This window comes from Qipengyuania profundimaris (genome assembly GCF_030717945.1).
GTDB lineage: Bacteria > Pseudomonadota > Alphaproteobacteria > Sphingomonadales > Sphingomonadaceae > Qipengyuania > Qipengyuania profundimaris.
Genome location: NZ_JAVAIM010000001.1, coordinates 2,137,709 through 2,160,870, shown reverse-complemented (window position 1 = coordinate 2,160,870; position 23,162 = coordinate 2,137,709). Strand labels below are relative to the sequence as shown.

The following is a 23,162-nucleotide window of genomic DNA, read 5'->3' as shown; positions in this document are numbered from 1 at the left end:
CCTCGCGCTGTATAAGTGACCCGGTTCCCTTCTTCCTTCGCAAGGTGAACCGCATGACCGATCTCAGCAACCACCCCATCGTCCTCCACACCGATCTCTTCGCCGAGCACGAGCATGCGCCGCAGACGCAGTTCGTGGCGGAGCGGCAGGTGGCGTTTCTCGAGGCGCTGGCGGTCACGGGATCGGTTCGGGCCGCGGCGCGGCGGGTGAAGGTTTCGCACCAGACCTGCTATCGCGCGCGACGCAACTCCGCAGCCTTCGGGCGGGCGTGGGATGCCGCGCTGGTGGTCGCGCGCGCGGCGGCGGAGGCGAAGCTGGCGGATTGCGCCATGAACGGCGTGGAGGAGGAGGTGTGGTATCACGGCGAGCTCGTCGGCACGCGCCGCCGCCTCTCCGACCGCCTGCTGCTCGCGCATCTCGGCCGGCTCGACCGCCTGCGCACCGACACGCGGATCGAGGAGCTGGCGGAGAATTTCGACGCCATGCTTACCCGCATGCGGCGCGGGCAGGCGATCGAGGTGGCGCCTCCCGCCGAGACCGCCGAGATTTTGTCCCCTGGACCGTGTAACATGCGGTCCATGTCTCCGGGGGGCGAGGGGCTTGCGGAGGCTCCCGATGCGCCGCCCGAGCCGCCCTGCGACTGCATCGGCGCGCAGCTCGGCACCGATCGCGGGCAGCCGCACTACCGCGTCGGAGCCGAGGGGTGGGAGCCGGTGTGCAATGTGGGCGAGACGGCGGATGCGGGCGCTGCGCTATGCTGCGCCGCGCCGAGCTGGCCGGAATGCCGGGAATGCCCGCACTACCCGCGCGTCTCGCGCCTGATCGAGGAAATGGACGAAGCGCGCCCCGCCGATGCGCCGCCTGTCGAGGAGCTGTCGGGCGAGGCGTGGGACGTGGAGGCCTGCCAGATGGCCGCCTTCGAAGCGGGCGACGAAGACTGGTGGCGCTACGGCGCGGACTGGGCGCTGCACACGCGCGATGAGGCGGGGGAGTGGGTGGCCGAGGGGGAGGGGGTCGAGGGCCCGGGCTGACGGCACCGTGGCGCAACGCGTGCCTCTCCCAGAGAACCGAGCGCCAGCGAGGCAAGCACGACCGTGCGCCCGCAGCGACCGGAGGGAGCGAGGATAGCCTAAGGCCGCGGATGCGGCCGCCGGCGCTTGAGGCTAGTCAAGTAACGCCAGTTCCACCCGGCCATGCCCGCGCTGGATCAGGCCAAGCTGCTCGGCGGCGGCGCGGCTCACGTCGATCACGCGCTTGCCGTGGAAGGGCCCGCGGTCGTTGATGCGGACCGTCACGCTCTTGCCGTTGCTGGGGTTGGTGACCTGCACCAGCGTGCCGAAGGGCAGGGTTCGGTGCGCGGCGGTCATGGCGTGCATGTCGAACGCCTCGCCGCTGGCGGTGCGGCGGCCGTGGAACTTGCGGCCGTAATAGGATGCACCGCCGCTCTGGAGGACGGTGAGCACGGGTTCGGGCTCCACCGGCGGATCGAAGGTGCCGAGGTCGACGACCTTGCCCGCCGCCTCCGGCTCGGGCGGGAGGCTGGAATAGGGGGCGAAATGCTCGACGAAGGCGGCTTCGGTCGCGGGCATCGGCCCGGCGCTCTGCGAATGGCCCGCGCTGGCGGGAAGGGTAACGGCGGCAGCAAAAAGCAGCGCGCGGATCGTGCGTTTGGTCATCAGATGAACCTCCCGTTCGGATCGGGTGGCTATACCGGAGGGCCCGGCGGGAGTCGTTAACCCGGCGGGCGATGGCCCCATTCCCGCCACAGTTCGTCGCGCTTCCGGGATCGGAAAGCGCGTGCGTACCGGGTTTCGTGGGTCAGGCTAGCTCGGGCCACTAGAGGTTGAACGAAGGAGGATTCGCCTGCGCGGCAGGAGGCCGCATAGCAAATGGGGCCGGCATCGCTGCCGACCCCACTCTCACCGATGCGTGGCCGAGTTCCTTCATCCGAAGATCAAGGGACGCGTACTTGGCATCCGATGTTTTCCCTTCCGTTCCGTCCGAAGACTTCCCTTCCGGTTCTGTCACCGGCGCTCGCACCGGCATCCGGATCCACCCTCCGGCTGACCCGCTCGGGTGCGCCAGGTCGCAAGGACCCTCGCTTCCGTCGCAGACCGGCCTTCATCAGGCGGTTCCGCAGCTTGGCTTGCCGTTGATGGCCTTCCGCCTCGAACGGTCACATCGCTGTCCGGTCCGAAGACCTTTCCTCGACGCCACCTTCGGCTTCCGGCCGGGTTGGCCAAGCTCGTGTCGAAACACCTTCGCGGTTCCGTCATCGACCCGCCTTGCGTCCGACCGAGGTCTTCAGCACGAGGGTCTCTTGAACCGCGCGGACAGGTTCCGCCACGTCATCCCGGTTTGGAAAAACTCCGATCTATCAAGCCTTTCGGCTGTCCAGTTCAGCTTGTTTCCGCGCCGTTCCGATGACTTGAAGCTGCGCCTGAAGGCCCGATTCTGCAACCGCCCGACCGGCGACTTTTCCACTTTCGCTAGTTTTCGCTGTGGACGGGAGTGGATAACTAAACCGTCTGTCGCAAATTCCTGTCGCTCAGGGTCTCGCAGGCGCAATATCGCAGTGCACAACAGTGCTGCGACGCAACTAACGATCGCGTTTGGCGAGCAGCCGCAGCCGCAGGGCGTTGAGCTTGATGAAGCCTTCCGCATCCTTCTGATCGTAAGCGCCCGCATCGTCCTCGAAGGTCACATGCGCCTCGGAGTAGAGCGAGTTCGGCGACTTGCGCCCCACAACCATCGCATTGCCCTTGTAGAGCTTGAGGCGGACCGTCCCGCTCACCTTCTCCTGGCTCAGGTCCACCGCCGCCTGCAGCATCTCGCGCTCGGGGCTGAACCACAGGCCGTTGTACACCAGTTCGGCATAGCGCGGCATCAGCTCGTCCTTGAGATGCGCCGCCCCGCGATCGAGCGTGATCTGCTCGATGCCGCGGTGGGCGCGGGCGTAGATCTCGCCGCCCGGGGTTTCGTACATCCCGCGGCTCTTCATGCCGACGAAGCGGTTCTCGACCAGATCGAGCCGCCCGATGCCGTGCTTGCGCCCGAGATCGTTCAGCGCTGCAAGCAGCGTCGCGGGGCTCATCGCCTCACCATTCAGCGCCGTGCCGTCGCCTGTCTCAAAGTCGATGGTGATGTATTCGGGCTCATCGGGCGCATCCTCGGGATGGTCGGTGCGCGAATAGACGTAGTCCGGCGTCTCTTCCCACGGGTCCTCCAGCACCTTGCCCTCGCTCGAGGTGTGCAGCAGGTTCGCATCGGTCGAGAAGGGGCTCTCCCCGCGCTTGTCCTTGGGCACGGCGATCTGGTGCGCTTCGGCCCAGGCGATCAGCGCGGTGCGACTGGTCAGGTCCCACTCGCGCCACGGAGCGATCACGCGGATGTCCGGGTCGAGCGCATAGGCCGACAGTTCGAAGCGCACCTGGTCGTTGCCCTTGCCGGTCGCGCCATGGGCGATGGCGTCGGCACCGGTCTCGTGCGCGATCTCGACGAGGCGCTTGGAGATCAGCGGGCGCGCAATGCTGGTGCCGAGCAGGTAATCGCCTTCGTAGCGCGCATTGGCGCGCATCATCGGGAAGACGAAGTCGCGCACGAATTCCTCGCGCAGATCCTCGATGAAGATATGATTGTCGGGGATGCCCATGCCGCGGGCCTTCTCGCGCGCCGGCTCGATCTCCTCGCCCTGGCCGAGATCGGCGGTGAAGGTGACCACCTCCAGCCCGCGCTCCACCTCGAGCCACTTGGCGATGACGGAAGTATCGAGACCGCCGGAATAGGCGAGGACGACACGTTTGATCTCGGACATGGATACACCTTCGCTAGCTTGGCCGCGCCGCTAGCAGGAGCGTGACGCTGTAGGCAAATGGGAAAGTGTGGGGGAGGTAAATAGGAAGGAGGAGACGGATCGGCGCTCCTTAGCTTTTCGCGGCAGCCAAGACGCAAAACGATCGTTCGATTTGCTGATCATGGAGCCATCAATTACGGTGCGATACGTGACCACTGGCACAGAACAAGTTCCGCATACTTTCCCTTGAATTTCGCAGTTCAAAACGTCGTGATTGTCGCTTCAAAGACTGCAGAATTCTCCAAGTCGAACCGGACTAAAAGATTGAGACACTTAGTACAATCCATCTTATGTGCAGTTTGGCTCATCGGAGCGAGAAGCGAGCTGGAGCGGAAGAGGGTCGCGGCTGCACGTGAGAAGCTCAATAAGGTACTTGCAAGTTCAATAGAGCCGCCTGCTTACGTACAATGTTTTGAGGGGAGGCTGCTAGTTTCCGAAGGGAGGCACGGAGAAGCTAAAGCAAAATTCTTCGATTTCTTGCAGATAGAATATAGCGATGGTATCAGTTACGATTATCTGGTGGAATATTGCGAATTCTACATACATCTTCTCGCAGGTGACGAGCGATGTTTGCAGCATAGAGTTCTAGCAAAAAGCTTGTCTCCTAAGCCTATGGTGAGACGACTCCTGCCGTTTCCATCGCAGAGCATTACCATTGCACTATTAACTTACTTTTCTTCGGAAGAATCCGAGCGCGACGTTTTGAAGTGACGCTGCGCACCTTTTTTCCGGCCAGATCATTGGACATATATCTAAAATAGAGAAGCCTCGTGAGACTTGTTCTAGTAGTCCTGCTTCTGCAGACCAGTTCATGCTTTTCTACGGACGGAAGGCCAGCGTTGGACCCTCGCCCATACTTCGGTTGCTATGGCGATGGAGTGAATACAATAATCGTCTCTTCAGAAACTTTCGAAATCAACGGAAGTGATTTCGAATATACTGTAGAGGATCGAAAGATAGGCAAGATTTTTGTGGTACCTGCTATTTTTGAAAGTGACGGATCTCTCCTGAAAGCTTCTGACGCTGAAGGACATTTCTATCGGATCATCAAAAATCCTACCGAAACATGGGTCCGGATCCATGATCAAAATGGTTTTGCTTTCAACCTGCTCAGAGAAAGATGTTCTCCTGGGGTTCGTGAGAGCTAAATAAATGACTTTGAAATGAGGGACAAAGTCGCGGGGCTAAATACCTAAATATCGCTGCCCTTTTGGTCGGGCTTTTGCATCGCATCAAGTATGGCAGCGCCGCAGTCAGGTGTCTCAACCTCGATGACGGAGATGCTCTGATACGCAAGTAAGCGTCCAACGCCATCCGGTTTGCTCGCCATATCTATGGTTGCTCGGCAGGCGATGATTAGGTGGCGGGCTATGGTCGGCGTGTCCTAACTTTCCTACTATCCCCGCGCGGTGGTAACGAGATGCATGGCCTACTCTGCGCCCACTCCACGTTTCTCCAGCACCAAACCGCCCCCGCATCCCCCGGCAGCTTTTTCCGCATTGGACCGTGTAACATGCGGTCCATGTCGTAGGATTGCGCGGGGGCGAACCCTCGGTTCGTCCTACACGGCCATCACGCGCAAATCCGCGCCCTCAATCCCCGCCCAGCAGCCGCTTCTCCGCCGCCGCCATGTAGTCGCGCGTGATCGGCAGGGCGCGGCGGTCGCGGACGTACTGGATCTGGTAGTTGCCCATGCCGCCCCATTCGAAGGCGGCGGTCGCGCCGGCGAGGTAGAAGGTCCACATGCGGTAGAAGCGCTCGTCGTAGAGCTCGACGATCGCCGCGCGGTTGGCTTCGCAGCGGGCGTACCATTCGCGCAGGGTCCTGGCGTAGTGCAGCCGCAGGGTCTCGATGTCGGAGTGGATGAGGCGGGATGTCTCGCTCGCCGCCAGCGTCTCCGACAGGGCCGGGATGTAGCCGCCGGGGAAGATGTATTTGGAGGTGAAGGCGTCGGTCGTGCCCGGTCCCCCGAAGCGGCCGATGGTGTGGACCAGCATGACGCCGTCGTCGGCCAGCAGGTTGGCGCAGGCGCGGAAGAAGGTCTCGAACTGCGGGCGGCCGACATGTTCGAACATGCCGACCGAAACGATGCGGTCGAAGCGCTCGCCGCGTTTGGCGAGATCGCGGTAGTCGACGAGCTCGAAGATCACGCGGTCGTCCACCCCGGCTTCGCGGGCGCGGCTGCGGGCGAGGGCGAGCTGTTCCTCGGACAGGGTGATGCCGTGGACCTCGACGTCGAAATGCCGTGCGAGGAAGATCGCCATGCCGCCCCAGCCGCAGCCGATGTCGAGCACGCGCTGACCGTCGGCCAGTGCCAGCTTGGCGGCAATATGGGTGAGCTTGGCGTGCTGCGCGTCGGCGAGGGTCTCGACGCCTTCGGGCCAGTAGGCGCAGCTGTATTGCATGTGCTCGGGGTCGAGCATCAGGCGGTAGAGGTCGTTGCCGATGTCGTAGTGATGGGCGACGTTCTTGCGCGCGCCGATGCGGTCGTTGATCGACCCGATGGCGAAGGTGGCGCGGTTGCGGATGCGGCGGCCGAGAGAGGGTGGGCGGAGTTTGCCGCCACGCTCCCACGCGGAATTGGAGCGCAGCAGCTGGACGAGCTCCATGATGCCGCCGCCCTCGAGATCGAGGCGTTGGTCCATATAGGCTTCCGCAGCGCCGATGCGGGGATCGAGCAGGATGTCGCGCGGAACCTTGCCGTCGCGGAAGATCACGGCGAGTTCTGGATAGCCCTCTGCAGGCTGGCCGAAACGGGCGGTGCTGCCGTCGGCGAAGCGCGCTTCGAGCACGCCCTTCTCGATGACGGAGCCGAGGAAGCGGGACAGCAAGCGTTTGCTCATCGCGCTATCTTGCCAAAGCCCGATGTCGTGTCCAGCCCGTCAGATGCCGGCGTACCACTGATAGCCGGCGCGGTCTTCCCAATAACCGCCCTGGCCCTCTCCGATGTCGTCGAGGCTGGCGACGGCCTCGATACCGGTGAGGTACTTGGCGTGCTTGTAGCCCAGCTGCCGCTCGATCCGCATGCGCAAGGGGGCGCCGTTGCGGACGGGGAGGGGTTCGCCGTTGAGGCTGTGGGCGACGATGGTCTGGGGGTGGTAGGCATCGATCAGGTCGACGCTCTCGTAGTAGTCATCGCCGTTGAGGTTGTCGGCGCAGCGGAAGACGATGAACTGTGCCTCGGGGTGAAGCTGTGCCTCGTCGAGCAGCAGGGAGAGCTGCGGACCGGTCCATTCGCCGATTGCGCTCCATCCCTCGACGCAATCGTGGCGGGTGACCTGCGAACGCTGGGGCAGGCGGCGGATGTTGTCGAGCGTGAGGGCGAGCGGGTTGCGGACCAGCCCGCCGACGGTGAGCTGCCAGTTGACGAAGCCCTCTTCGACATGGCGCGGATAGTCTCCGTTCTGCGGGTCGACCGAGCCGTTGCCGCGGAAGAAGGGGGAGACGGCGCTGCGCGGGTACTCCGGGGCGAGCGCCTCGCGATTGGAGAGCAGGCGGTGCGCGCCCATGTGCCACTTCTCCGCCGCAGACAGCAGCCGCGCGCCTGCATCGCTATCGGCGACCTTGTTGCAGCCGGCCACGAAGGCGGCACCCGCAGCGGCCAGGAACCCTCTACGCTTCATGGGTCGATCCCCCGGTTATCATGGCGCGCATCTGCCCGATCGGACCGGACAGCAGGACGAGGGCGACATGCACGATGAAGAAGCCCAGGATTGCGAAGGCGAAGATGAAGTGCAGGCTGCGCGCCGACTGGCGCCCGCCGAGGAGATCGACCAGCCAGCCGAAGGTCGGCTCCATGCCCGGGCTGATGGCGATGCCGGTGAAGACCATCATCGGCAGGAAGACACCGAGCACGAGGCCGTATGCCAGCTTCTGGAGGAAGTTGTACTTCCCCTCTCCATGGTCGAAATTGAGCTTGGCATGCTCGACGAGGTCGCGCCAGGTCGCCTTCGGTTGCCACTCCTTGCGGGTTGTCCTCAGGTCGCGCTTGAAATGGCGGTTGAGCAGCATGGCGATCCACATGAACAGCAGCCCGAGCGCGAAGGGCCATGCCATCAGGATGTGCCAGTCGCGGGCAACGGCGAGGCTGTAATAGCCCGGGATCGTCATCCAGTCGGGAAAGCGCGGCACTTCGAGCCAGGCTTGGCTGCGATCGAAACCCCAGTCGCCCCAGTAGAGTAGGCGATGGGCGTTGCTGATGGTCAGGCCGGACATGAACAGCACGACCACGCACAGCAGGTTGAGCCAATGCCAGATTCGCGTGGAAAGGACGTGCCTCTTCATCCTGCGCCCCCCTCGCGCGCCAAGTAGATCACATCGCGCGATTGCGCCAGCAGGTGCTGTCCGCTGTCGATGTAAAGGGTCTGGCCGCTGGACAGGTGCCTCCCTGCCAGGAACAGGGCTGCATCCGCGACTTCGGCGGCGTCGGTCTTGCGGCGGAGCAGGTTCAGGCGGTGCGACACCACGGTTTCCGCTTCGCTCTGGTCATGGCTCGGCAGGATGGCGCCGGGTGCGAGGCCGTAGACGCGGTCCGCGTCATCCGCCGCGCCCATGGACAGCATGTCGATGGTGGCATCCAAGGCGTGCTTGCTCATCGTGTAGCTGAAGAAGTCGGGATTGGGATTGGCGAGCTTCTGGTCCGTGACCTGAATCACGCAGCGCCCAGCCTCGCTTCGCGCGGTGGCGAGGTAGGCTTGTGCCATGCGGGCCGGGGAGGTCGCGTTGACTTGCATCGCTCTCCTGTTCGTTGCCGGGTCGAGCCCGGTTACACTGTCCTCCTCGAACAGCGAGGCGCAGTTGACCAGCGCAGCCCAGTCGGGGAGCTTCGCGGCGAGGTCGTCGACCATGGCGACGGCGCTATCACCATCGGCGAGGTCGCAGCGGATCGTCTCCGCGCTCGGCAACGCAGCGGCCAGTCGCTCGGCAGCATCGGCGGAGCGGCGGTAGTGGATGACGACATGCCAGCCAGCCGCGCCGAAGGCCTTCGCGATCGCTGCGCCGAGGCGCTTCGCGCCTCCGGTGACGAGCACGGCTGGTCTGTTGGTCTTCGGCATGGCTTTCCTACCTTAGCCGAACGCGCTCCAATGGAAAGGCGCGCCATGCGGGGCCGAAACCTCGCATGGCGCGCCTCCTGCGAACCGAAGGGCTGAACCCCTCGAACTATCCGAATATCCTTAGCGGCAGCGAAGGCTCCCGCGGTCGATCTCGCGGCCGACGATCGCGCCCAACGCGCCACCGAGTATCGCACCGAGCGTACGGTCGCCGCGGCCCGCGAGTTCGTGGCCCGCCAGCGCACCGACGCCGGCACCGATCACCAGACCGGTCGTGCCATTGTCGCGGCGGCAGTAGTAGCGGCCGTCGCGGCCGCGCCACATCCGGCTGCTGCGCGTGATCCGGCGCGGCTCCATATAGTAACCACGCCTGTCGTAGATTGCGCGATCCTTGGCACGCTTGCCATGGGCCGGCGCCCAGGACGGCGGGTCGGCAGCAGCCGGAGCTGCTGTGCCCAGTCCGGTGACGGCCAACGTGCCGGCGGCGAATGCGAGAGCGAGTTTCTTCATCGTTTGTGCCTCATTATCCTGTGGTCTGGCTCTTCAACCGGGACAGTGGTCAGCGGGTCCACAACCTCGGATGAACGAGCGCCACAGAGGCCAGATTAGCGATAAGCCGACCCGCCGAGCACGACGAGTTGCTAGCCATTGCGTCGCTTTCCCGCCTTGTCTCGCCATTGATCGGTGAGCCGGTCCAGTGCCGCGATTTCGCCAAGCTCCGCTCCGGTCGCTTCGCTGTTCGGGTCGTAAAGCGCTGCAAAAACGCGGGTGACGCTCCAGCTGTCATGCACCCGCTCGACCAACTCCAGTGCGTCGCCGGCCTCAGCTTCGCCCTCCTCGATGACGCGGTAGTACCAGCCGCACATGTGCCCGGCGAGGATACGCTTCACCATGCCCTTGTGCCCGAAGCGATGCTCGATCTTCCAGCAGGGCTGGCGCGGCTGGCTGACTTCCAGCAAGGCGCTGCCGAAGCGGAAGCGATCGCCGATGCAGACATCGCTCTCCGCCAGCCCCGTGCTCATGAGGTTCTCTCCGAAAGCGGCGGGCCCGTGCAGCAGGGCATGTCCACCGAGCCAGTCGTCCCACGCGGCATAGTGATCGCTCGCATAGTGATGCACGGCCATGTCCGGCCCGCCATGATGCTTCGTATCGGCGACCATATCGCCTTCGATCCCGAAGCTGCGGATGGCCACCGGACCTGCGACCGGCCGCTTGTCGATCGCGCTGAGTTCCGCGCCGTTGAAGGGGCGGGGCAGGCCGATACAGACTGCCGTGATGACCACGCTCATCGCCAAACTTCCATCCCTACAGGATCGGAGACATGGACCGCATGGACCACTGTCCTGGGCGGAAAAAACCGACCACCCGCAACGCGCCGGTTAATCGCGGTTTGAAAAAGGATTAGATCGACCATGCCGGTCTTTGAGCATAGCCCGCTGGTGTAGGAAAGCCGGTCGGTTGACTAGCTCATGCGTGAAGCCGCTGCACCGTCAGCGCTATCCAGTCGCGCTGCGTTCCGTCGGCCGCTTTTCCGGCATAGATCTCAGAAGCGACAATCACGAAACCGGCTGCGCGATAGACCTCTTCGAGCCAACCGGCATCGGGGAAATTATGCAGCCGTCCAAGCAGGTCCCGGCCTTCGCCGTCGCCCAGCTTGAAATTGGCGAAATGCCAGCCGCCGGGCCGCAGCGCGCGATGGATGGACGCCAGCACCGAGGGCAGGTCGGCCCGCGCAACATGCAGCAGGCAGGCATGCGCCCAGACGGCGTCGTATGCGGCTACGGCCTCGAGCTCGTCGAAGCGAAGCAGGCGCGCCCCGACATCGAAGCGCTCGTTTGCCTTGCGGACCATTGCGGGTGTGCCGTCGGTCGCATCGAGGCCGAAACCGCGTTCGACAATCCGGGCCGAATCCTGTCCACCGCCACAGCCGAGCTCGAGAACGTGGGCCCCGGGCTTCAGCCGATCGAGGAAGCTCTTGAGGTGCCGGCTCGGCGCCTGGCCGAAGCCCAGCGTGTAGCGCGGCGCATTCGTTTCGTAGAACGCTATCGTCGCCGGGTCGCTCATTCCGGCGGTGGCTCTCGATAGACTGGGGCTACATCGCGCAGCATCTTGCCTTGGGCATACCGGAACACCATCAGGATCAGCACCATCGTTACGAAGAAATCCGCGAAGGTGCTGTAGAACAGCCAGAAATCGGTCGACCCGTAGAACGCGACAACCAGGTTTAGACCGGCCATGATCGCGCCGAGTACACCCATGCCGATGCCGAGCCGCGCGGGATCTATGTCGCGATAGGGCAGATAGCGTTTCAGCCGGACCGCAAGCCGGTTCCCGCCAGCCACACCGTCGAAAAAGAACAATGAGGCGCTGACGAGGCCGACGACGGACGAGCGGTACTTGACCGCATCGTCGGATTGAAAAACCAGCGCGAGGCCTGCGGAAAGCAACAGCAAGGCTATGCCGAATAGCGCCAGACCCCCAAGCAGGTCGACCTTGGTCAAACGCTGGGCCACCAATAAGGCGACACCGACTGCGGCCCCGATCAGCGCAGCGGTGGTGAGATCGGTCAGCTTGGCGACGACGAAAAAGAGTAGGCCCAGCAGAATGTCGACCGCCAGCGGAATGCGATTGCGCTTGAAGGCGCCGAAATCGATGTGGGAGTTGTGGCCGCCCGCGCCGTCCTTGAAGCCCTGCGACAGTGCGTCGCCGACCGTTCCGTTGGCATAGCTTTCCATCATCTCCCGATATTGCTCGGGATACGCGATGGTCTTTCCGGGGTGGCTTTCGTGGATGAGTTCCCCGTCGCGCCGCACCGCGATGCCAAGGTTCATCGAACTGATGTAGCCGGCTTCGATCTCCATCAACGAGCCGTCGGGGAGCGGCGCGGACAAGCGATGATTGCGCACGGCGTCGGGGCCGATGGCCGGGGTCGCATCCATTGAGACGACCCTGCCATCGAGGCACAGTTCCGAGAACAGACCATCGCTGCGCGATCGCAGCGTTACCAGACCGTTGGTGGAACCGACCCGAAAGCGGCGCCGATAGCGCCAGATCGTCACCCCTGCCACAGGCTTAGGCTTCGATCGCCTCGGCCGCCTCGCGGTCGCGCTGAGCACGGCTTTTCTTTTCGGCAGCCGTCTTCAGCTGTCCGCAGGCCGCATCGATGTCGCGGCCGCGCGGCGTGCGGACGGGGGCGGAGATGCCGCCTTCGAACACGATGTCGGAGAAGCGCTTCACCCGCTCGGGCGTGGACGTGTCGTATGCCGCGCCCGGCCAGGGGTTGAAGGGTATCAGGTTCACCTTGGCGGGCAGCTTGTACTGCTTGAGCAGCCGCACGAGTTCGCGCGCGTGTTCGTCGGTATCGTTCTTGTCCTTCAGCATCACATATTCGAAGGTGATGCGGCGGGCATTGCTGGCACCGGGATAATCGGCGCAGGCCTGCAGCAAGTCCTCGATGCCGTATTTCTTGTTGAGCGGCACGATCTCGTCGCGGATTTCCTTGGTCACCGCGTGTAGTGAGACGGCCAGATTGACGCCGATTTCCTCGCCGCAGCGGTCCATCATCGGCACGACGCCGCTGGTCGATAGCGTGATGCGCCGCTTGGAGAGCGCAAGGCCGTCGCCGTCCATAACCAGCTTGAGCGCACCCTTCACGTTGTCGAAATTGTAGAGCGGTTCGCCCATGCCCATCATGACGATGTTGGTGAGCAGGCGGCCATCACTTGTGTAGTGGCCTTCGTCTTCCGCCTCGTCCAGGCCCGCCATCGAACCCTTGGGCCATTCGCCCAGCGCATCGCGCGCCAGCATGACCTGGCCGACGATCTCGCCCGGCGTCAGATTGCGGACCAGCTTCATAGTGCCGGTGTGGCAGAAGCGGCAATTGAGCGTGCAGCCGACCTGGCTCGACACGCACAGCGTTCCGCGATCCGCATCCGGAATGAAGACCATCTCGAATTCGTGACCGTCGGCGGTCTTGAGCAGCCATTTGCGCGTGCCGTCGGTCGAGTGCTGAGCCTCGACCACTTCGGGACGGCCGATAACGAAACGCTCGGCCAGCCAAGGGCGCATAGTCTTGGCGATGTCGGTCATCGCTTCGAATTCGGTCACGCCGCGGTGGTAAAGCCAGTGGAACACCTGCTTGGCGCGCAGCTTGGCCTGCTTGGGATCAAGGCCCGCCTCGGCCAACAACTCGCGGATGCGGTCTTTCGGCAGGCCGATCAGATCGATGCGGCCATCGGCGCGCGGCGTTATGTCGCGGGCGACGGGAACCGGGTCCACCTGCCCGGGGATGCTCATGAGTGTCGTATCGGCCATGGGAACGGCGCATATAGGCGCGTGAGGGCGTTTTGGCCAGATGGGATGGAGCGCGCAAAATCGATTTGGTGCCATCGGGTTCCAACGGTTTGTCGTGAATTCCGTACTATCTGTTTGCGCCTGCATTCGGTCGATGAGGCGGCACGGCTTGGCGCAAGATTGTGTCGCAGATGCAACACTTTCTTGTTGTGGAAGGTTAATGAAACTGCGCGCGGTCTTTCGCCGTTCTTGAAGTCCACGCTGCTCGTGAAGCGGCGTCGATAAGAAACGGAGTACTAAGAATGAAAAAGACAGTCGCACTTTTCGCAGCCGCCTCGGTGGCCGCTATCGCAGCCCCCGCAGCCGCTCAGGACGCGACGGACGGCACCTTCACCGGCCCGCGCGCCGAAGCGCTTGTCGGTTACGACGTCAGCAAGGCCGGCAGCGACATCGACGACGATGCCAACGAAGGTAACGACCAGTCGATCGATGGCGTCACCTATGGCGTCGGCGTCGGTTACGACTTCAATGCCGGCGGCGTCGTCCTCGGCCTCGAAGGCGAGCTGACCGATTCCACCGCGGACGTCGAGTTCGACGGTGCAGACGGTGAATTCTTCGGTCTCGGCAATGTGAATGCGGGCCGCGACATCTATGTCGGTGCGCGCGCCGGTATCCTCGCGAACCCGGACCTGCTGCTGTACGTGAAGGGTGGCTACACCAACGCCCGCTACAACGTGAACAGCTCGTTCGACGGTGACGAATTCCGCGCCAAGATCGACACCGACGGTTTCCGCGTGGGTGCGGGTGCGGAATACGCGCTCAACGAGAACACCTATGCCAAGCTCGAATACCGCTATTCGAACTACAGCGATGCGGAACTCGATTTCGAAGGCGACACGCCGGATGTCGATCTCGGCGAGATCGATGTCGACCGTCACCAGGTGATGCTCGGCTTCGGCTACCGCTTCTAAGCAGAAGTCGTACTGAAAACGGGGCCGGCAGCGCAGGGCGTTGCCGGTCCCTTTTCGTATCAGCGGCGTGAACAGGCGAGGGTGGCTGCATCCATCGCAGTGGCCGCGCCGGAAAGTGAGTAAGTGTTCGAAAAACGTCGCCCGCGACTGTCGGTCGCGCGGATCGTCATGCTCTGGGCCGAGCGCATCGCGGCGACGATCGCTGCGTCCATCCTCCGATCTTTCGCCCAGGCATCGCCGCCGCCGCCGGTCAGCTCGAAGCGCTGCGAACCGATGCGCAGCTGTATCGACGGCGTTTTCGCCAGCATGCGCGACAGGCGGAAATGCACCTGTCCGCGGATCTGTCGGCGCGGCCAGGTGCCGATGGTGGCGAAGGGCTCGTTGTCGCGCGAGAGGCGGCTCGGCATCGGCTTCGCAATGGCATAGCAGCGCGGGACCGAGGGATCGCGAAAGGCGCCCCAGTCGGAGAAAACGCCGAGGCTGTCCTTCGCTGCCAGCGGGCTCGCGAGGAGGAGCAGGGTGAGGGCGAGCGCTCTACGCATAGTCGATGGCCACCACTTCCCATTCGCGATCACCGCAGGGAAGCCTCACGAGTCGCAAATCCCCGACCGACGCGCCTTTTAGCGCGCGGGCAAGGGGCGAGGACCAGTCGATCCGGCCGGCGCTCGCATCCTGCTCGTCGTCGCCGACCAAGGTGACAGTCTTCTCGGCGTCGTCCTCGTCCGCAAGTGTGACGGTGGCGCCGAAGAAGGCGCGCGATTTGTCGGGCTGCTCCGCGGGATCGATGACGCGCGCGGCCTTCATCCGGCGCGAGAGATGGCCGAGTTCGCGGTCGATCTCGCGCATCCGCTTGCGGCCGTAGAGATAGTCGCCATTCTCGCTGCGGTCGCCGTTCCCGGCGGCCCAGCTGACGATCTCGACGATTTCCGGCCGCTCGGTGCCGAGCAGATGGTCGTATCTCGCACGCAGCGCGGCGTAGCCTCCCGGCGTGATCGGATTGCCCGGTACGGATTTCTGCGCGCCCATCGGCCCGCCCCTAGCGTATTCTATCGCGGCAGGTAACTCGCGATATCGCGCTGGCGGGCCGTGGACTTTTCAGGATGCATATTCGCATAGGCGACCGCATTGCCGATCACGCGCATGACGTAATAGCGCGTCTCGAAATTCGACGGGATCTGCTCGATCCAGGTCACCCAGTCGACAGAGCCGTTGCGCGGATCGCCATTGAGGCGGAGCCACTCGTTCACCCGGCCAGGGCCTGCGTTATAGGCCGCGATGGCGAGCGGGTAAGCTCCGTTGTAGCGGTCCATCAGCCGCGCGAAATGCGCATCGCCTAGGCGGATGTTGTAGCTGGGATTGGCGGTCAGATCGGCCGACATATAGGCGACGCCGATCTTGCCCGCTTCCTCACGCGCCGTGCCGGGCATGAGCTGCATCATGCCGCGCGCACCGGCGTGGCTGACTCGGGTGCGGTCGAACTCGCTCTCCTGCCGCGCGATGGCGTGGACCATGGTCCAGTTCGCGCCGCTATGCGTTTGCACGGTCGGGAAACCGATGCGCTCGTAGCCCTTGAGGCCGTGCTCGCCCGCGACCAGACCCGCGACCACTGCCATTTCCTCGAGGCCCGTCTGCCGTGCAAGTTCGCCGACCAGCGCCATTTCTTCAGGCGTATCCGCCTTCTCGGCGACCGCTTCGAAGAACGCGCGCTCCGTGCGCCAGTCCTGCCGGTTGCGCGAAAGCGCGCGGATAGCCTGTGTCAGCGGATCGCTGTCGAAAGCGGAGCGCTGCTCCGACGACGACTGCGGCTGGGGCAGGGCGGCAAAGCTGGGCATCGGACGGCCCAATTCGCTCAGCGCCAACTGACCGTAATACCACTCTGGATATTCGGCCGCCATTTCCCAATAGCGCTGCGCTTCGGCGCGATCGCCTGCACGTGCCGCAGCGCGCCCGGCCCAGAAGAAGCCTTTCGAACGAGTGAGCGGCGTCTTGGCGGCGGTGCCGTAGCGATAGAACAGCGGCGCGGCGCGCTGGCCGTCACCCATGGACCAGAGCGCCTTGGTGCCACCGAGCCACATGAGGTCGGTGTATTTGTCGCGCAGAGTGAAGGACCCTTCCGAAATATCGGTCCCCGGTGCGAAGAAATCGTCCACCTTGGAGGCGATGGCGACCGCCTGGCTCGGAGCGCCCGCGCTCTTCGCGACAGCCAGCGCTTCGCTGATGAAGGCGTCACCGTCGAAGGCAGGCGCATTGAAAGTTGCGCGATTGCCGAGCAGGTTCACCGCCTGGAGTGGCTGGCCCGAACTGCGGTAATACTTCGTCAGATTATACACATAGCCCGCATCGCTCATCGCGTCCTGCGGAGCCGAGCCCATCGAGCCGCCGAGCAGCGACATGCGCGCCTGCGCCATCTGGCGATAGGCGGGCGAAACGCGCGCGATGTGGCGCGATGCGGCTTCGAGATTGCCTTGCCACAGCAGCGCATCCATCCGCGCATCGTGGTCTTCCGGCGCAAAGCGGCTGCCGAAGAGACCCACGAGATAAAGCTCTGCCGGCCCGCTCATGGTGCCGCCCCGCCACGCCTCACGCGCCATTTCCAGCGCCTCGGGCCGGTCCATCGAGGCGAGTGCCAGCGCATAGCGCGCTCGGCCGCTATTGGTCAGCGGCGGGTTCTTATCGAAAAATGCCACCAGAGCCTGCGGCGACGCGGCCTCGCTATCGAGCGCGTTTTCGGCGCGGCGCTGGAGCAAGTCTTCCTTGGGGAAGTCCGGATAGGTCGTGATGAAATTGGCGTAGGAGCCGAAGGACAGATCGTCGCGCTTGGTGAGATATTCCCACTGCGAAATCGCCGCATCGATCCGCGCGGGCTGCTGCGCCACCATGGTGCTGCGCCCGTCGCTCTGCGCCGAAGCAGTGGCCGGCAGCACGAAAGCGGTGGTTGCGAGGAGGATCGAAGTGATTGCTGTTGTCTTGCCCATGCTGGACATAATGGCTCCCGGCTCCTTATCAGGCGCTGAATGAAAAATCCCGTCGCGCGATTTCTCGCGACTTGTCATCTATCTAACGCAGGACCTCAGTAAATGTTCTCAGGCTCGATACCGGCTCTGGCGACTCCTTTCCGCGACGGAGCGTTCGACGAGAAGGCTTTTCGCCGCCTGGTCGATTGGCAGATCGACAATGGCAGCAAGGCGCTGGTGCCCTGCGGCACCACCGGCGAGGCCTCCACGATCTCCAATGCGGAGCATCACCGCGTGGTGGAGGTCTGCATCGAGCAGGCCGCAGGCCGTGTTCCGGTGATCGCCGGCTGCGGCAGCAACGACACTCGCAATGCGCTGCTGCACATGAACTTCGCCGAGAAGGCCGGTGCCGCAGCCGGCCTGTGCGTTGCGCCTTATTACAACCGCCCGAGCCAGGCGGGGCTGATCGCGCATTTCAGCTTCCTTGCCGAAAACAGCGATCTGCCGATCGTGCTCTACAACGTTCCGAGCCGTACGGTCACCGATATAGAGGACGAGACGGTGGTCGAGCTGGTGCGCAAATTCCCGAAGCAGATCGTCGCTATCAAGGATGCCAGCGGCGACCTGTCACGCGTGGCCGACCACCGGATGGGGCTGGACCACGATTTTTGCCAGCTGTCCGGCAATGACGAGCTCTGGCTTCCGCATTCGGCCGCGGGCGGGGCGGGGTGCATCTCGGTGACGGCGAACGTAGCCCCGGCGCTATGCGCGGAATTCCACGAAGCGATTGCGGCCAACGATCTCGTGAAGGCGCGCAAGCTCAATGACCGCCTGTTCCCGCTGCATTATGCAATGTTCTCCGACGCGAGCCCCGCGCCGGTCAAATACGCACTCAGCCGCGTCCACGACTGGTTCTCCGAAGACGTTCGCCTGCCGCTGTGCAACGCGAGCGATGAAAGCCGCAAGCAGGTCGACGAAGCGCTGGAAATCGCCGGGCTGATCTGACCGCCCTTTCCTTTTGTACACTGCGACCCTAGATGCGCCCACCCTATGGCCCGTCCCAAACCCGCCACCTTCGACAAGCAGAAGACCGTCGCCGACAACCGGCGGGTGCGGTTCGACTATCATGTCGAGGAGACGTTCGAGGCCGGACTCGCGCTGCAGGGCACCGAGGTGAAGGCGCTGCGGGCGGGCGAGGCGAGCATCAAGGAAAGCTATGCCGAGGTGCGCGACGGGCAGGTGTGGCTGATTAATGCCAACATCCCCGAATATTCGCACGGCAACCGGCTCAATCACGAGCCGCGCCGGCCGCGCAAGCTGCTGCTGCACGCGCGCGAGATCGAAAAGCTGTTCGGTGCGGTCGAGCGCAAGGGCATGACGCTGGTCCCGCTGTCGGTCTATTTCAATTCGACCGGGCGCGCGAAGGTCGAACTGGCGCTCGCCAAGGGCAAGCAGGCGCATGACAAGCGGCAGACGGTGAAGGACCGCGACTGGAAGCGCGACAAGGCGCGCTTGATGCGCGAGAAGGGCTGAGCGGCTCGTCCTTCGTCAACCGGCCGATAGCCATTGCGCATTCATCGCCATGCGCTAGAGCGCGGGCCTTGCACTCGCCGGGGCGCAAGCGCATCTGTGAAACGTGGTCATGAGCAATCCGAAGTCCAAAACCTTCCTGTCGGACCTGATCCGCAAATACATGCCCACTCGCGAGCAGCTTGCCGAGAACAAGTATCTCAAGCCGATCGCCCATCGTTTCCTGACGCCGGAACTCTGGCGCTTCACGCGGCGCAGCGTGCCGCGGGGGGTGGCACTGGGGATATTTGCTGGATTTATTATCCCGGTCGGGCAGATATTCCTCGCCGCCTTCATGGCGTTGCCCGCTCGCGCCAACGTGCCGCTGTCGGCGCTGGTCACCTTCATTACCAACCCGTTCACCTTCCCGATCTGGGCGGTTATTGCCAACCGCGTCGGCGCATTCATCCTCGAGGTCGATCTCGACGTGACCGGCGGTGCTGCGCAGGATGAAATCACCAGCGGGCGCTGGGCGTGGCTGGTCGAGATGTTCGAAGGCGTCGGGGTGACCGTGCTGGTGACGATTTTCGGCTTCGTCGTTCTGGCCGTCGTGGGTGCGGCCATCGGCTATCTTCTCTCAAGCTTCGTCTGGCGTTTCATTGTCGCCGGCAAGCGCCGCCGCCGACTGCGCGCGGCCGAACGCCGGATGGACGAGCGCTTGGCGGAGGACAACGAATGACGCCCTCCGACGACACGACCATAGCGCGCCTTCCGCCGCTGCCGCTGATCGCCGGGGTGCTTGGCGCCTGCGTGCTCTCCATCGTACTGGTCGGGCTGGTCGGCGGGGAAGCCGTGGTCGCGATAGCCTATGGCGGTGCGCTGGTCGCTTTCCTGCTCATGCTGCTGCTCGCCGCGCGATTGCGGACGGGGCCGGTCGAGCAGGAGGCCGGGGTGCCCGATTGGTCGGTTACCGCGGCCGCAGTCGAAGACAGCAAGCGGGCAGTCGCCATCACCGATCGGGCCAACCGCTTGATCTGCGCCAATTCCTCTTACGAGGACTGGTTCGGGGAGGCAGTTCCGCCGCTCGACGTCGCCTTTGCGTCGAAATCCTCCGAACGCCTGATGATCGCTGCGCGCGAGGCCTGGCGCGACGGGCATGCGCGCGTAGATCTCCTGACCATTGAAGGTGTCGAGAAGCGCTTCCGGCTCGATGTCGATCGCGCCGGGCGGGGCGAGGATTATCTCGTCTGGCGCTTCGGCGAGATCGTCCAGGAACGCAGCTACGACGGGCTGGCAGAGCGGGTCGAGGGGCCCTTCGGGGAAGTCATGTCGCGCGCCGGGCTCGAACTTGCGATGGTCGCGCCCGACGGTATCGTGCAAGCGGCCACCGTGGGCCTGGCCGAGCGAGCCACGGGCGATGCCGCTACATCGCTGGTCGGCATGGAATTCGTCCAATTGCTGCGCTCGGACGACCGCGACCGTATCTTCTTCGCGCGCGAGGGCCAGCAAGGCTCGCCGCAGACGCTGGTCCATGTCCCGCTGGAATTGCAGCGCGGCAATCGCGCCAAGGATGCCGACCAGGCGCCGTCGCTGATGCTGCTGATCGACCGGACCGTCGGGATCGGCGGCGGCTTCGAAGGGAATGGCAAGGCGGCGATTCCGCAGCTCGAGGCATTGCTCGCCGCGCTCCCGCTGGGCCTCGCGCTGACCGATCGCGACGGGCGCTTCCTGTTCGCCAACGCTGCTTTCCTGCGCGCCGTCGAGCGCGAGGAGCAAGGGCTGCCGCAATTCCCCTCCGATCTCGTCGTGCGCGAGGACAAGGCGGCGATCGCCGACACCGTGCGCCGCTTCGCCAAGGGCGCGAGTTCCAGCGGAGACATGGCGGTGCACCTCGCCGGCAACAAGGAGGAGCCGGTCTCGATCGGCCTCGCCGGGATCCGCGGGCTGGGCGATGCGGCAGTGCTGCTGTCGATCACCGATTCCACCGAAGAAAAGCGCCTGCGCCGCCAGGTCGCGCAAGCCACCAAGATGCAGGCGGTCGGCCAGCTGGCGGGCGGCGTCGCGCACGACTTCAACAATGTGCTGACCGCGATCATCGGCTATTGCGATCTCATGCTGCTGCGGCACACGCCCGGCGATAGCGACTACGACGACATCCAGCAGATCAAGGCGAATTCCAACCGTGCAGCCAGCCTCACGCGCCAGCTGCTTGCCTTCAGCCGCCAGCAGACGCTGCTGCCGGTGGTGCTCCAGCTGCCCGACGTGGTCAGCGAGGTGAGCCAGCTCCTGAAGCGCCTGATGGGCGACAAGATCGAATTCGTCGTGCGCCATGACCGCGAGCTGGGCCCGGTGCGTGCCGACCCGCAGCAGCTCGAACAGGTCATCATCAATCTCGCCGTGAATGCTCGCGATGCGATGCAGGCGCATGCCGCGAAAAGCGGGAAGCAGGATTGGAAGGGCCGGCTCACGCTCGCCACACGGCGCGTGTCCGCGCGCGACGTGCGCAAGATGGGCAGCGACATCATGCCGGCGGACGATTACACCGTGCTGATAGTGCAGGACACGGGCGGGGGCATCCCGCAGGACCTCATCAGCAAGATTTTCGAGCCCTTCTTCACCACCAAGGAGCAGGGGAAGGGCACGGGCCTCGGCCTTTCGACGGTCTACGGTATCGTCAAGCAGTCGAACGGCTTCATCTTCGCCGACAATGTGCGCGGGCCCGATGGCAACACCACCGGCGCGCGCTTCACCATCTACCTGCCGGTCCACAGCGGCGAATTGCCCGCCGTGATGCGCCGCGAGGAAGAGGCGGAGCCCAAGGCCAGCGAATGGTCCGGCGGGGGAAAACTGCTGCTGGTCGAAGACGAGGATATGGTCCGCGCCGTCGCCGAGCGGGCGCTCGTGCGCGCGGGTTATACCGTCACCACCGCCTCTGACGGCGAGGAAGGCCTGGCCGCGATCGCCAATGGCTCGGACAATTTCGACCTCATCGTGTCCGACGTGGTCATGCCCGCGATGGACGGACCGGCGATGGCCCGCGCGATCCGTCGGGTTAAACCGAAGATCCCGATCCTGTTCATGTCCGGCTATGCCGAGGAACAACTGCGCAACGATATCGACATCGACAACATGTATTTCATCGCCAAGCCCTTCAGCGTGCAGCAGATCAACGCCAAGGTCGCCGACGTTCTCGCCGCTCAGGGCGGGGGCTAGGCGTCAGTTTCTTGCTTACGCGGAACAAACCGCGAAAAAATTTCGTTCCCTACTTGTTCTTTGAGAACAAAGCCGATACATCATGTTCCAGTTGAAGAGTCGAAGGGCGGCTCTTTGCAAGCGCAGGAGGTGATGTCATGGCGGCCAATCTGAAGCTGGTAGAAGGAAAGCAAGTGGACGCAGACCGTCAGAAGGCACTCGACGCCGCGCTCGCACAGATCGATCGTGCGTTCGGCAAGGGTTCGGCAATGAAGCTGGGCTCGAAGGAAGCGATGAATGTGGAGGCGATCTCGACCGGCTCGCTCGGTCTCGACATCGCGCTCGGGATCGGCGGCCTGCCCAAGGGCCGTGTGATCGAAGTTTACGGCCCGGAAAGCTCGGGCAAGACGACGCTGGCGCTGCATGCCATTGCCGAGGCCCAGAAGGCCGGCGGCACCGCCGCCTTCGTCGACGCCGAACATGCGCTCGACCCGGTCTATGCCAAGAAGCTCGGCGTCGATATCGACGAGCTGATCGTGTCGCAGCCCGACACGGGCGAGCAGGCGCTCGAAATCACCGACACGCTGGTGCGCTCCAATGCGATCGACATTCTCGTGGTCGACTCGGTCGCTGCATTGGTGCCGCGCGCCGAGATCGAGGGCGAAATGGGCGACAGCCATGTCGGCCTGCAGGCGCGCCTCATGTCGCAGTCGCTGCGCAAGCTGACCGGCTCGATCAACCGCTCCAAGTGCATGGTGATCTTCATCAACCAGCTGCGCATGAAGATCGGTGTGATGTACGGCAATCCGGAAACCACGACCGGCGGCAACGCGCTGAAGTTCTACGCTTCGGTCCGCCTCGACATCCGCCGCACCGGCCAGATCAAGGACCGTGACGAAGTGGTCGGCAACTCGACCCGCGTGAAGGTCGTCAAGAACAAGGTCGCACCGCCGTTCAAGCAGGTCGAATTCGACATCATGTATGGCGAAGGCATCTCCAAGATCGGCGAGATCCTCGACCTCGGCGTGAAGGCCGGCGTGGTTGAGAAGTCGGGCAGCTGGTTCAGCTACGACAGCGTCCGCATCGGCCAGGGCCGCGAGAACGCCAAGACCTTCCTCAAGGAAAATCCCGAGATGTGCGCCAAGTTGGAAGCCGCAATCCGCGGCCGCACCGACGAGGTGGCCGAAGAGATGATGACCGGTCCGGACGCGGACGAGGACTGATATCTCTTCAAGCGGGAGCGCGCCTGCCCATCCCCCGGGCCCGCGTGATAGCCGGACTGTCCCCCGGCGCTCCCGAATGAACGGAAAGCCGGTGCGCGCCTCCCTTGGCCGCACCG

General features: G+C 64.0%; 22 protein-coding genes. 8 read left to right on the top strand and 14 right to left on the bottom strand.

Annotation, left to right across the window (positions count from 1 at the left end):
- Window positions 1-53 precede the first annotated feature (53 nt).
- Window positions 54-1,031 (top strand): hypothetical protein, encoded by a 978-nt coding sequence (locus Q9K02_RS10610; protein ID WP_305932868.1) that lies wholly within the window; start codon window positions 54-56, stop codon window positions 1,029-1,031.
- A 132-nt stretch (window positions 1,032-1,163) separates the two neighbouring features.
- Here Q9K02_RS10610 and Q9K02_RS10605 read toward each other — a convergent pair whose 3' ends face one another.
- Both Q9K02_RS10605 and Q9K02_RS10600 read right to left on the bottom strand, forming a co-directional pair.
- Window positions 1,164-1,676 carry a septal ring lytic transglycosylase RlpA family protein gene (locus Q9K02_RS10605; protein ID WP_305932867.1) on the bottom strand — a complete coding sequence of 171 codons (513 nt, stop codon included), beginning with the start codon at window positions 1,674-1,676 and terminating at the stop codon, window positions 1,164-1,166.
- A gap of 923 nt (window positions 1,677-2,599) precedes the next feature.
- Window positions 2,600-3,814: an argininosuccinate synthase gene (locus Q9K02_RS10600; protein WP_305932866.1), complete on the bottom strand. Its 1,215-nt coding sequence runs from the start codon at window positions 3,812-3,814 to the stop codon at window positions 2,600-2,602.
- Between the two features lie 917 nt (window positions 3,815-4,731).
- On the opposite strand from Q9K02_RS10600, the gene Q9K02_RS10595 reads away from it, so the two are divergent.
- The gene (locus Q9K02_RS10595; protein ID WP_305932865.1) at window positions 4,732-5,001 is read left to right on the top strand and encodes a hypothetical protein; all 270 of its coding nucleotides are present in this window, start codon (window positions 4,732-4,734) and stop codon (window positions 4,999-5,001) included.
- Window positions 5,002-5,445: 444 nt separating this feature from the next.
- Here the strand turns inward: Q9K02_RS10595 and Q9K02_RS10590 are convergent, their stop codons facing one another.
- The 9 genes from Q9K02_RS10590 to rlmN form a co-directional block, all read right to left on the bottom strand.
- On the bottom strand, window positions 5,446-6,696 hold the full coding sequence (locus tag Q9K02_RS10590) for an SAM-dependent methyltransferase (protein ID WP_305932864.1): 1,251 nt from the start codon (window positions 6,694-6,696) through the stop codon (window positions 5,446-5,448).
- 39 nt (window positions 6,697-6,735) lie between these two features.
- Window positions 6,736-7,476 (bottom strand): molybdopterin-dependent oxidoreductase, encoded by a 741-nt coding sequence (locus tag Q9K02_RS10585; protein WP_305932863.1) that lies wholly within the window; start codon window positions 7,474-7,476, stop codon window positions 6,736-6,738.
- Window positions 7,466-8,137: a cytochrome b/b6 domain-containing protein gene (locus Q9K02_RS10580; RefSeq protein ID WP_305932862.1), complete on the bottom strand. Its 672-nt coding sequence runs from the start codon at window positions 8,135-8,137 to the stop codon at window positions 7,466-7,468. Before Q9K02_RS10580 ends, Q9K02_RS10585 begins: the two co-directional genes overlap by 11 nt.
- Window positions 8,134-8,907: an SDR family oxidoreductase gene (locus Q9K02_RS10575; RefSeq protein WP_305932861.1), complete on the bottom strand. Its 774-nt coding sequence runs from the start codon at window positions 8,905-8,907 to the stop codon at window positions 8,134-8,136. Before Q9K02_RS10575 ends, Q9K02_RS10580 begins: the two co-directional genes overlap by 4 nt.
- Before the next feature lie 120 nt (window positions 8,908-9,027).
- Window positions 9,028-9,414, bottom strand: a complete 387-nt coding sequence (locus Q9K02_RS10570) for a glycine zipper 2TM domain-containing protein (protein WP_305932860.1) — start codon at window positions 9,412-9,414, stop codon at window positions 9,028-9,030.
- Between the two features lie 131 nt (window positions 9,415-9,545).
- Window positions 9,546-10,193, bottom strand: coding sequence for an MOSC domain-containing protein (locus Q9K02_RS10565; RefSeq protein ID WP_305932859.1), 648 nt, complete (start codon window positions 10,191-10,193; stop codon window positions 9,546-9,548).
- Window positions 10,194-10,371: 178 nt separating this feature from the next.
- On the bottom strand, window positions 10,372-10,968 hold the full coding sequence (locus tag Q9K02_RS10560; protein WP_305932858.1) for a class I SAM-dependent methyltransferase: 597 nt from the start codon (window positions 10,966-10,968) through the stop codon (window positions 10,372-10,374).
- Entirely contained in the window at window positions 10,965-11,972 is a 1,008-nt protein-coding gene (locus tag Q9K02_RS10555) for a septation protein IspZ (protein ID WP_305932857.1), read from the bottom strand. Before Q9K02_RS10555 ends, Q9K02_RS10560 begins: the two co-directional genes overlap by 4 nt.
- Window positions 11,973-11,976: 4 nt before the next feature.
- Window positions 11,977-13,218: a dual-specificity RNA methyltransferase RlmN gene (gene rlmN / locus Q9K02_RS10550; protein WP_305932856.1), complete on the bottom strand. Its 1,242-nt coding sequence runs from the start codon at window positions 13,216-13,218 to the stop codon at window positions 11,977-11,979.
- Between the two features lie 281 nt (window positions 13,219-13,499).
- On the opposite strand from rlmN, the gene Q9K02_RS10545 reads away from it, so the two are divergent.
- Window positions 13,500-14,168 (top strand): outer membrane protein, encoded by a 669-nt coding sequence (locus Q9K02_RS10545; protein WP_305932855.1) that lies wholly within the window; start codon window positions 13,500-13,502, stop codon window positions 14,166-14,168.
- Between the two features lie 59 nt (window positions 14,169-14,227).
- Here Q9K02_RS10545 and Q9K02_RS10540 read toward each other — a convergent pair whose 3' ends face one another.
- The 3 genes from Q9K02_RS10540 to Q9K02_RS10530 are packed head-to-tail and all read right to left on the bottom strand — an operon-like array spanning window position 14,228 to window position 17,143.
- On the bottom strand, window positions 14,228-14,710 hold the full coding sequence (locus Q9K02_RS10540) for an invasion associated locus B family protein (protein WP_305932854.1): 483 nt from the start codon (window positions 14,708-14,710) through the stop codon (window positions 14,228-14,230).
- On the bottom strand, window positions 14,703-15,194 hold the full coding sequence (greB, locus tag Q9K02_RS10535) for a transcription elongation factor GreB (protein ID WP_305932853.1): 492 nt from the start codon (window positions 15,192-15,194) through the stop codon (window positions 14,703-14,705). Before greB ends, Q9K02_RS10540 begins: the two co-directional genes overlap by 8 nt.
- 20 nt (window positions 15,195-15,214) lie before the next feature.
- Complete coding sequence (locus tag Q9K02_RS10530) at window positions 15,215-17,143, bottom strand: lytic transglycosylase domain-containing protein (protein WP_340310130.1); 1,929 nt, start codon at window positions 17,141-17,143, stop codon at window positions 15,215-15,217.
- Between the two features lie 102 nt (window positions 17,144-17,245).
- Between Q9K02_RS10530 and dapA the strand changes: the two genes are divergently transcribed.
- The 5 genes from dapA (at window position 17,246) to recA (ending at window position 23,046) form a co-directional block, all read left to right on the top strand.
- The gene (gene dapA / locus Q9K02_RS10525) at window positions 17,246-18,127 is read left to right on the top strand and encodes a 4-hydroxy-tetrahydrodipicolinate synthase (protein WP_305932851.1); all 882 of its coding nucleotides are present in this window, start codon (window positions 17,246-17,248) and stop codon (window positions 18,125-18,127) included.
- A gap of 45 nt (window positions 18,128-18,172) precedes the next feature.
- Window positions 18,173-18,655, top strand: coding sequence for an SsrA-binding protein SmpB (gene smpB / locus Q9K02_RS10520; RefSeq protein ID WP_305932850.1), 483 nt, complete (start codon window positions 18,173-18,175; stop codon window positions 18,653-18,655).
- Window positions 18,656-18,764: 109 nt separating this feature from the next.
- Window positions 18,765-19,370 (top strand): DUF2062 domain-containing protein, encoded by a 606-nt coding sequence (locus tag Q9K02_RS10515; RefSeq protein ID WP_305932849.1) that lies wholly within the window; start codon window positions 18,765-18,767, stop codon window positions 19,368-19,370.
- A complete protein-coding gene (locus tag Q9K02_RS10510; protein ID WP_305932848.1) occupies window positions 19,367-21,844 on the top strand; it encodes a hybrid sensor histidine kinase/response regulator in 2,478 nt (825 codons plus the stop codon). Before Q9K02_RS10515 ends, Q9K02_RS10510 begins: the two co-directional genes overlap by 4 nt.
- Before the next feature lie 137 nt (window positions 21,845-21,981).
- A complete protein-coding gene (gene recA / locus Q9K02_RS10505) occupies window positions 21,982-23,046 on the top strand; it encodes a recombinase RecA (protein ID WP_278328364.1) in 1,065 nt (354 codons plus the stop codon).
- Window positions 23,047-23,162 lie beyond the last annotated feature (116 nt).

Coding starts and splice junctions, on each gene's coding strand:
- Q9K02_RS10610 (WP_305932868.1), top strand. CDS start 54: ATGACCGATCTCAGCAACCACCCCATCGTCCTCCACACCGATCTCTTC.
- Q9K02_RS10605 (WP_305932867.1), bottom strand. CDS start 1,676: ATGACCAAACGCACGATCCGCGCGCTGCTTTTTGCTGCCGCCGTTACC.
- Q9K02_RS10600 (WP_305932866.1), bottom strand. CDS start 3,814: ATGTCCGAGATCAAACGTGTCGTCCTCGCCTATTCCGGCGGTCTCGAT.
- Q9K02_RS10590 (WP_305932864.1), bottom strand. CDS start 6,696: ATGAGCAAACGCTTGCTGTCCCGCTTCCTCGGCTCCGTCATCGAGAAG.
- Q9K02_RS10585 (WP_305932863.1), bottom strand. CDS start 7,476: ATGAAGCGTAGAGGGTTCCTGGCCGCTGCGGGTGCCGCCTTCGTGGCC.
- Q9K02_RS10580 (WP_305932862.1), bottom strand. CDS start 8,137: ATGAAGAGGCACGTCCTTTCCACGCGAATCTGGCATTGGCTCAACCTG.
- Q9K02_RS10575 (WP_305932861.1), bottom strand. CDS start 8,907: ATGCCGAAGACCAACAGACCAGCCGTGCTCGTCACCGGAGGCGCGAAG.
- Q9K02_RS10570 (WP_305932860.1), bottom strand. CDS start 9,414: ATGAAGAAACTCGCTCTCGCATTCGCCGCCGGCACGTTGGCCGTCACC.
- Q9K02_RS10565 (WP_305932859.1), bottom strand. CDS start 10,193: ATGAGCGTGGTCATCACGGCAGTCTGTATCGGCCTGCCCCGCCCCTTC.
- Q9K02_RS10560 (WP_305932858.1), bottom strand. CDS start 10,968: ATGAGCGACCCGGCGACGATAGCGTTCTACGAAACGAATGCGCCGCGC.
- rlmN (WP_305932856.1), bottom strand. CDS start 13,218: ATGGCCGATACGACACTCATGAGCATCCCCGGGCAGGTGGACCCGGTT.
- Q9K02_RS10545 (WP_305932855.1), top strand. CDS start 13,500: ATGAAAAAGACAGTCGCACTTTTCGCAGCCGCCTCGGTGGCCGCTATC.
- Q9K02_RS10540 (WP_305932854.1), bottom strand. CDS start 14,710: ATGCGTAGAGCGCTCGCCCTCACCCTGCTCCTCCTCGCGAGCCCGCTG.
- greB (WP_305932853.1), bottom strand. CDS start 15,194: ATGGGCGCGCAGAAATCCGTACCGGGCAATCCGATCACGCCGGGAGGC.
- Q9K02_RS10530 (WP_340310130.1), bottom strand. CDS start 17,143: ATGGGCAAGACAACAGCAATCACTTCGATCCTCCTCGCAACCACCGCT.
- dapA (WP_305932851.1), top strand. CDS start 17,246: ATGTTCTCAGGCTCGATACCGGCTCTGGCGACTCCTTTCCGCGACGGA.
- smpB (WP_305932850.1), top strand. CDS start 18,173: ATGGCCCGTCCCAAACCCGCCACCTTCGACAAGCAGAAGACCGTCGCC.
- Q9K02_RS10515 (WP_305932849.1), top strand. CDS start 18,765: ATGAGCAATCCGAAGTCCAAAACCTTCCTGTCGGACCTGATCCGCAAA.
- Q9K02_RS10510 (WP_305932848.1), top strand. CDS start 19,367: ATGACGCCCTCCGACGACACGACCATAGCGCGCCTTCCGCCGCTGCCG.
- recA (WP_278328364.1), top strand. CDS start 21,982: ATGGCGGCCAATCTGAAGCTGGTAGAAGGAAAGCAAGTGGACGCAGAC.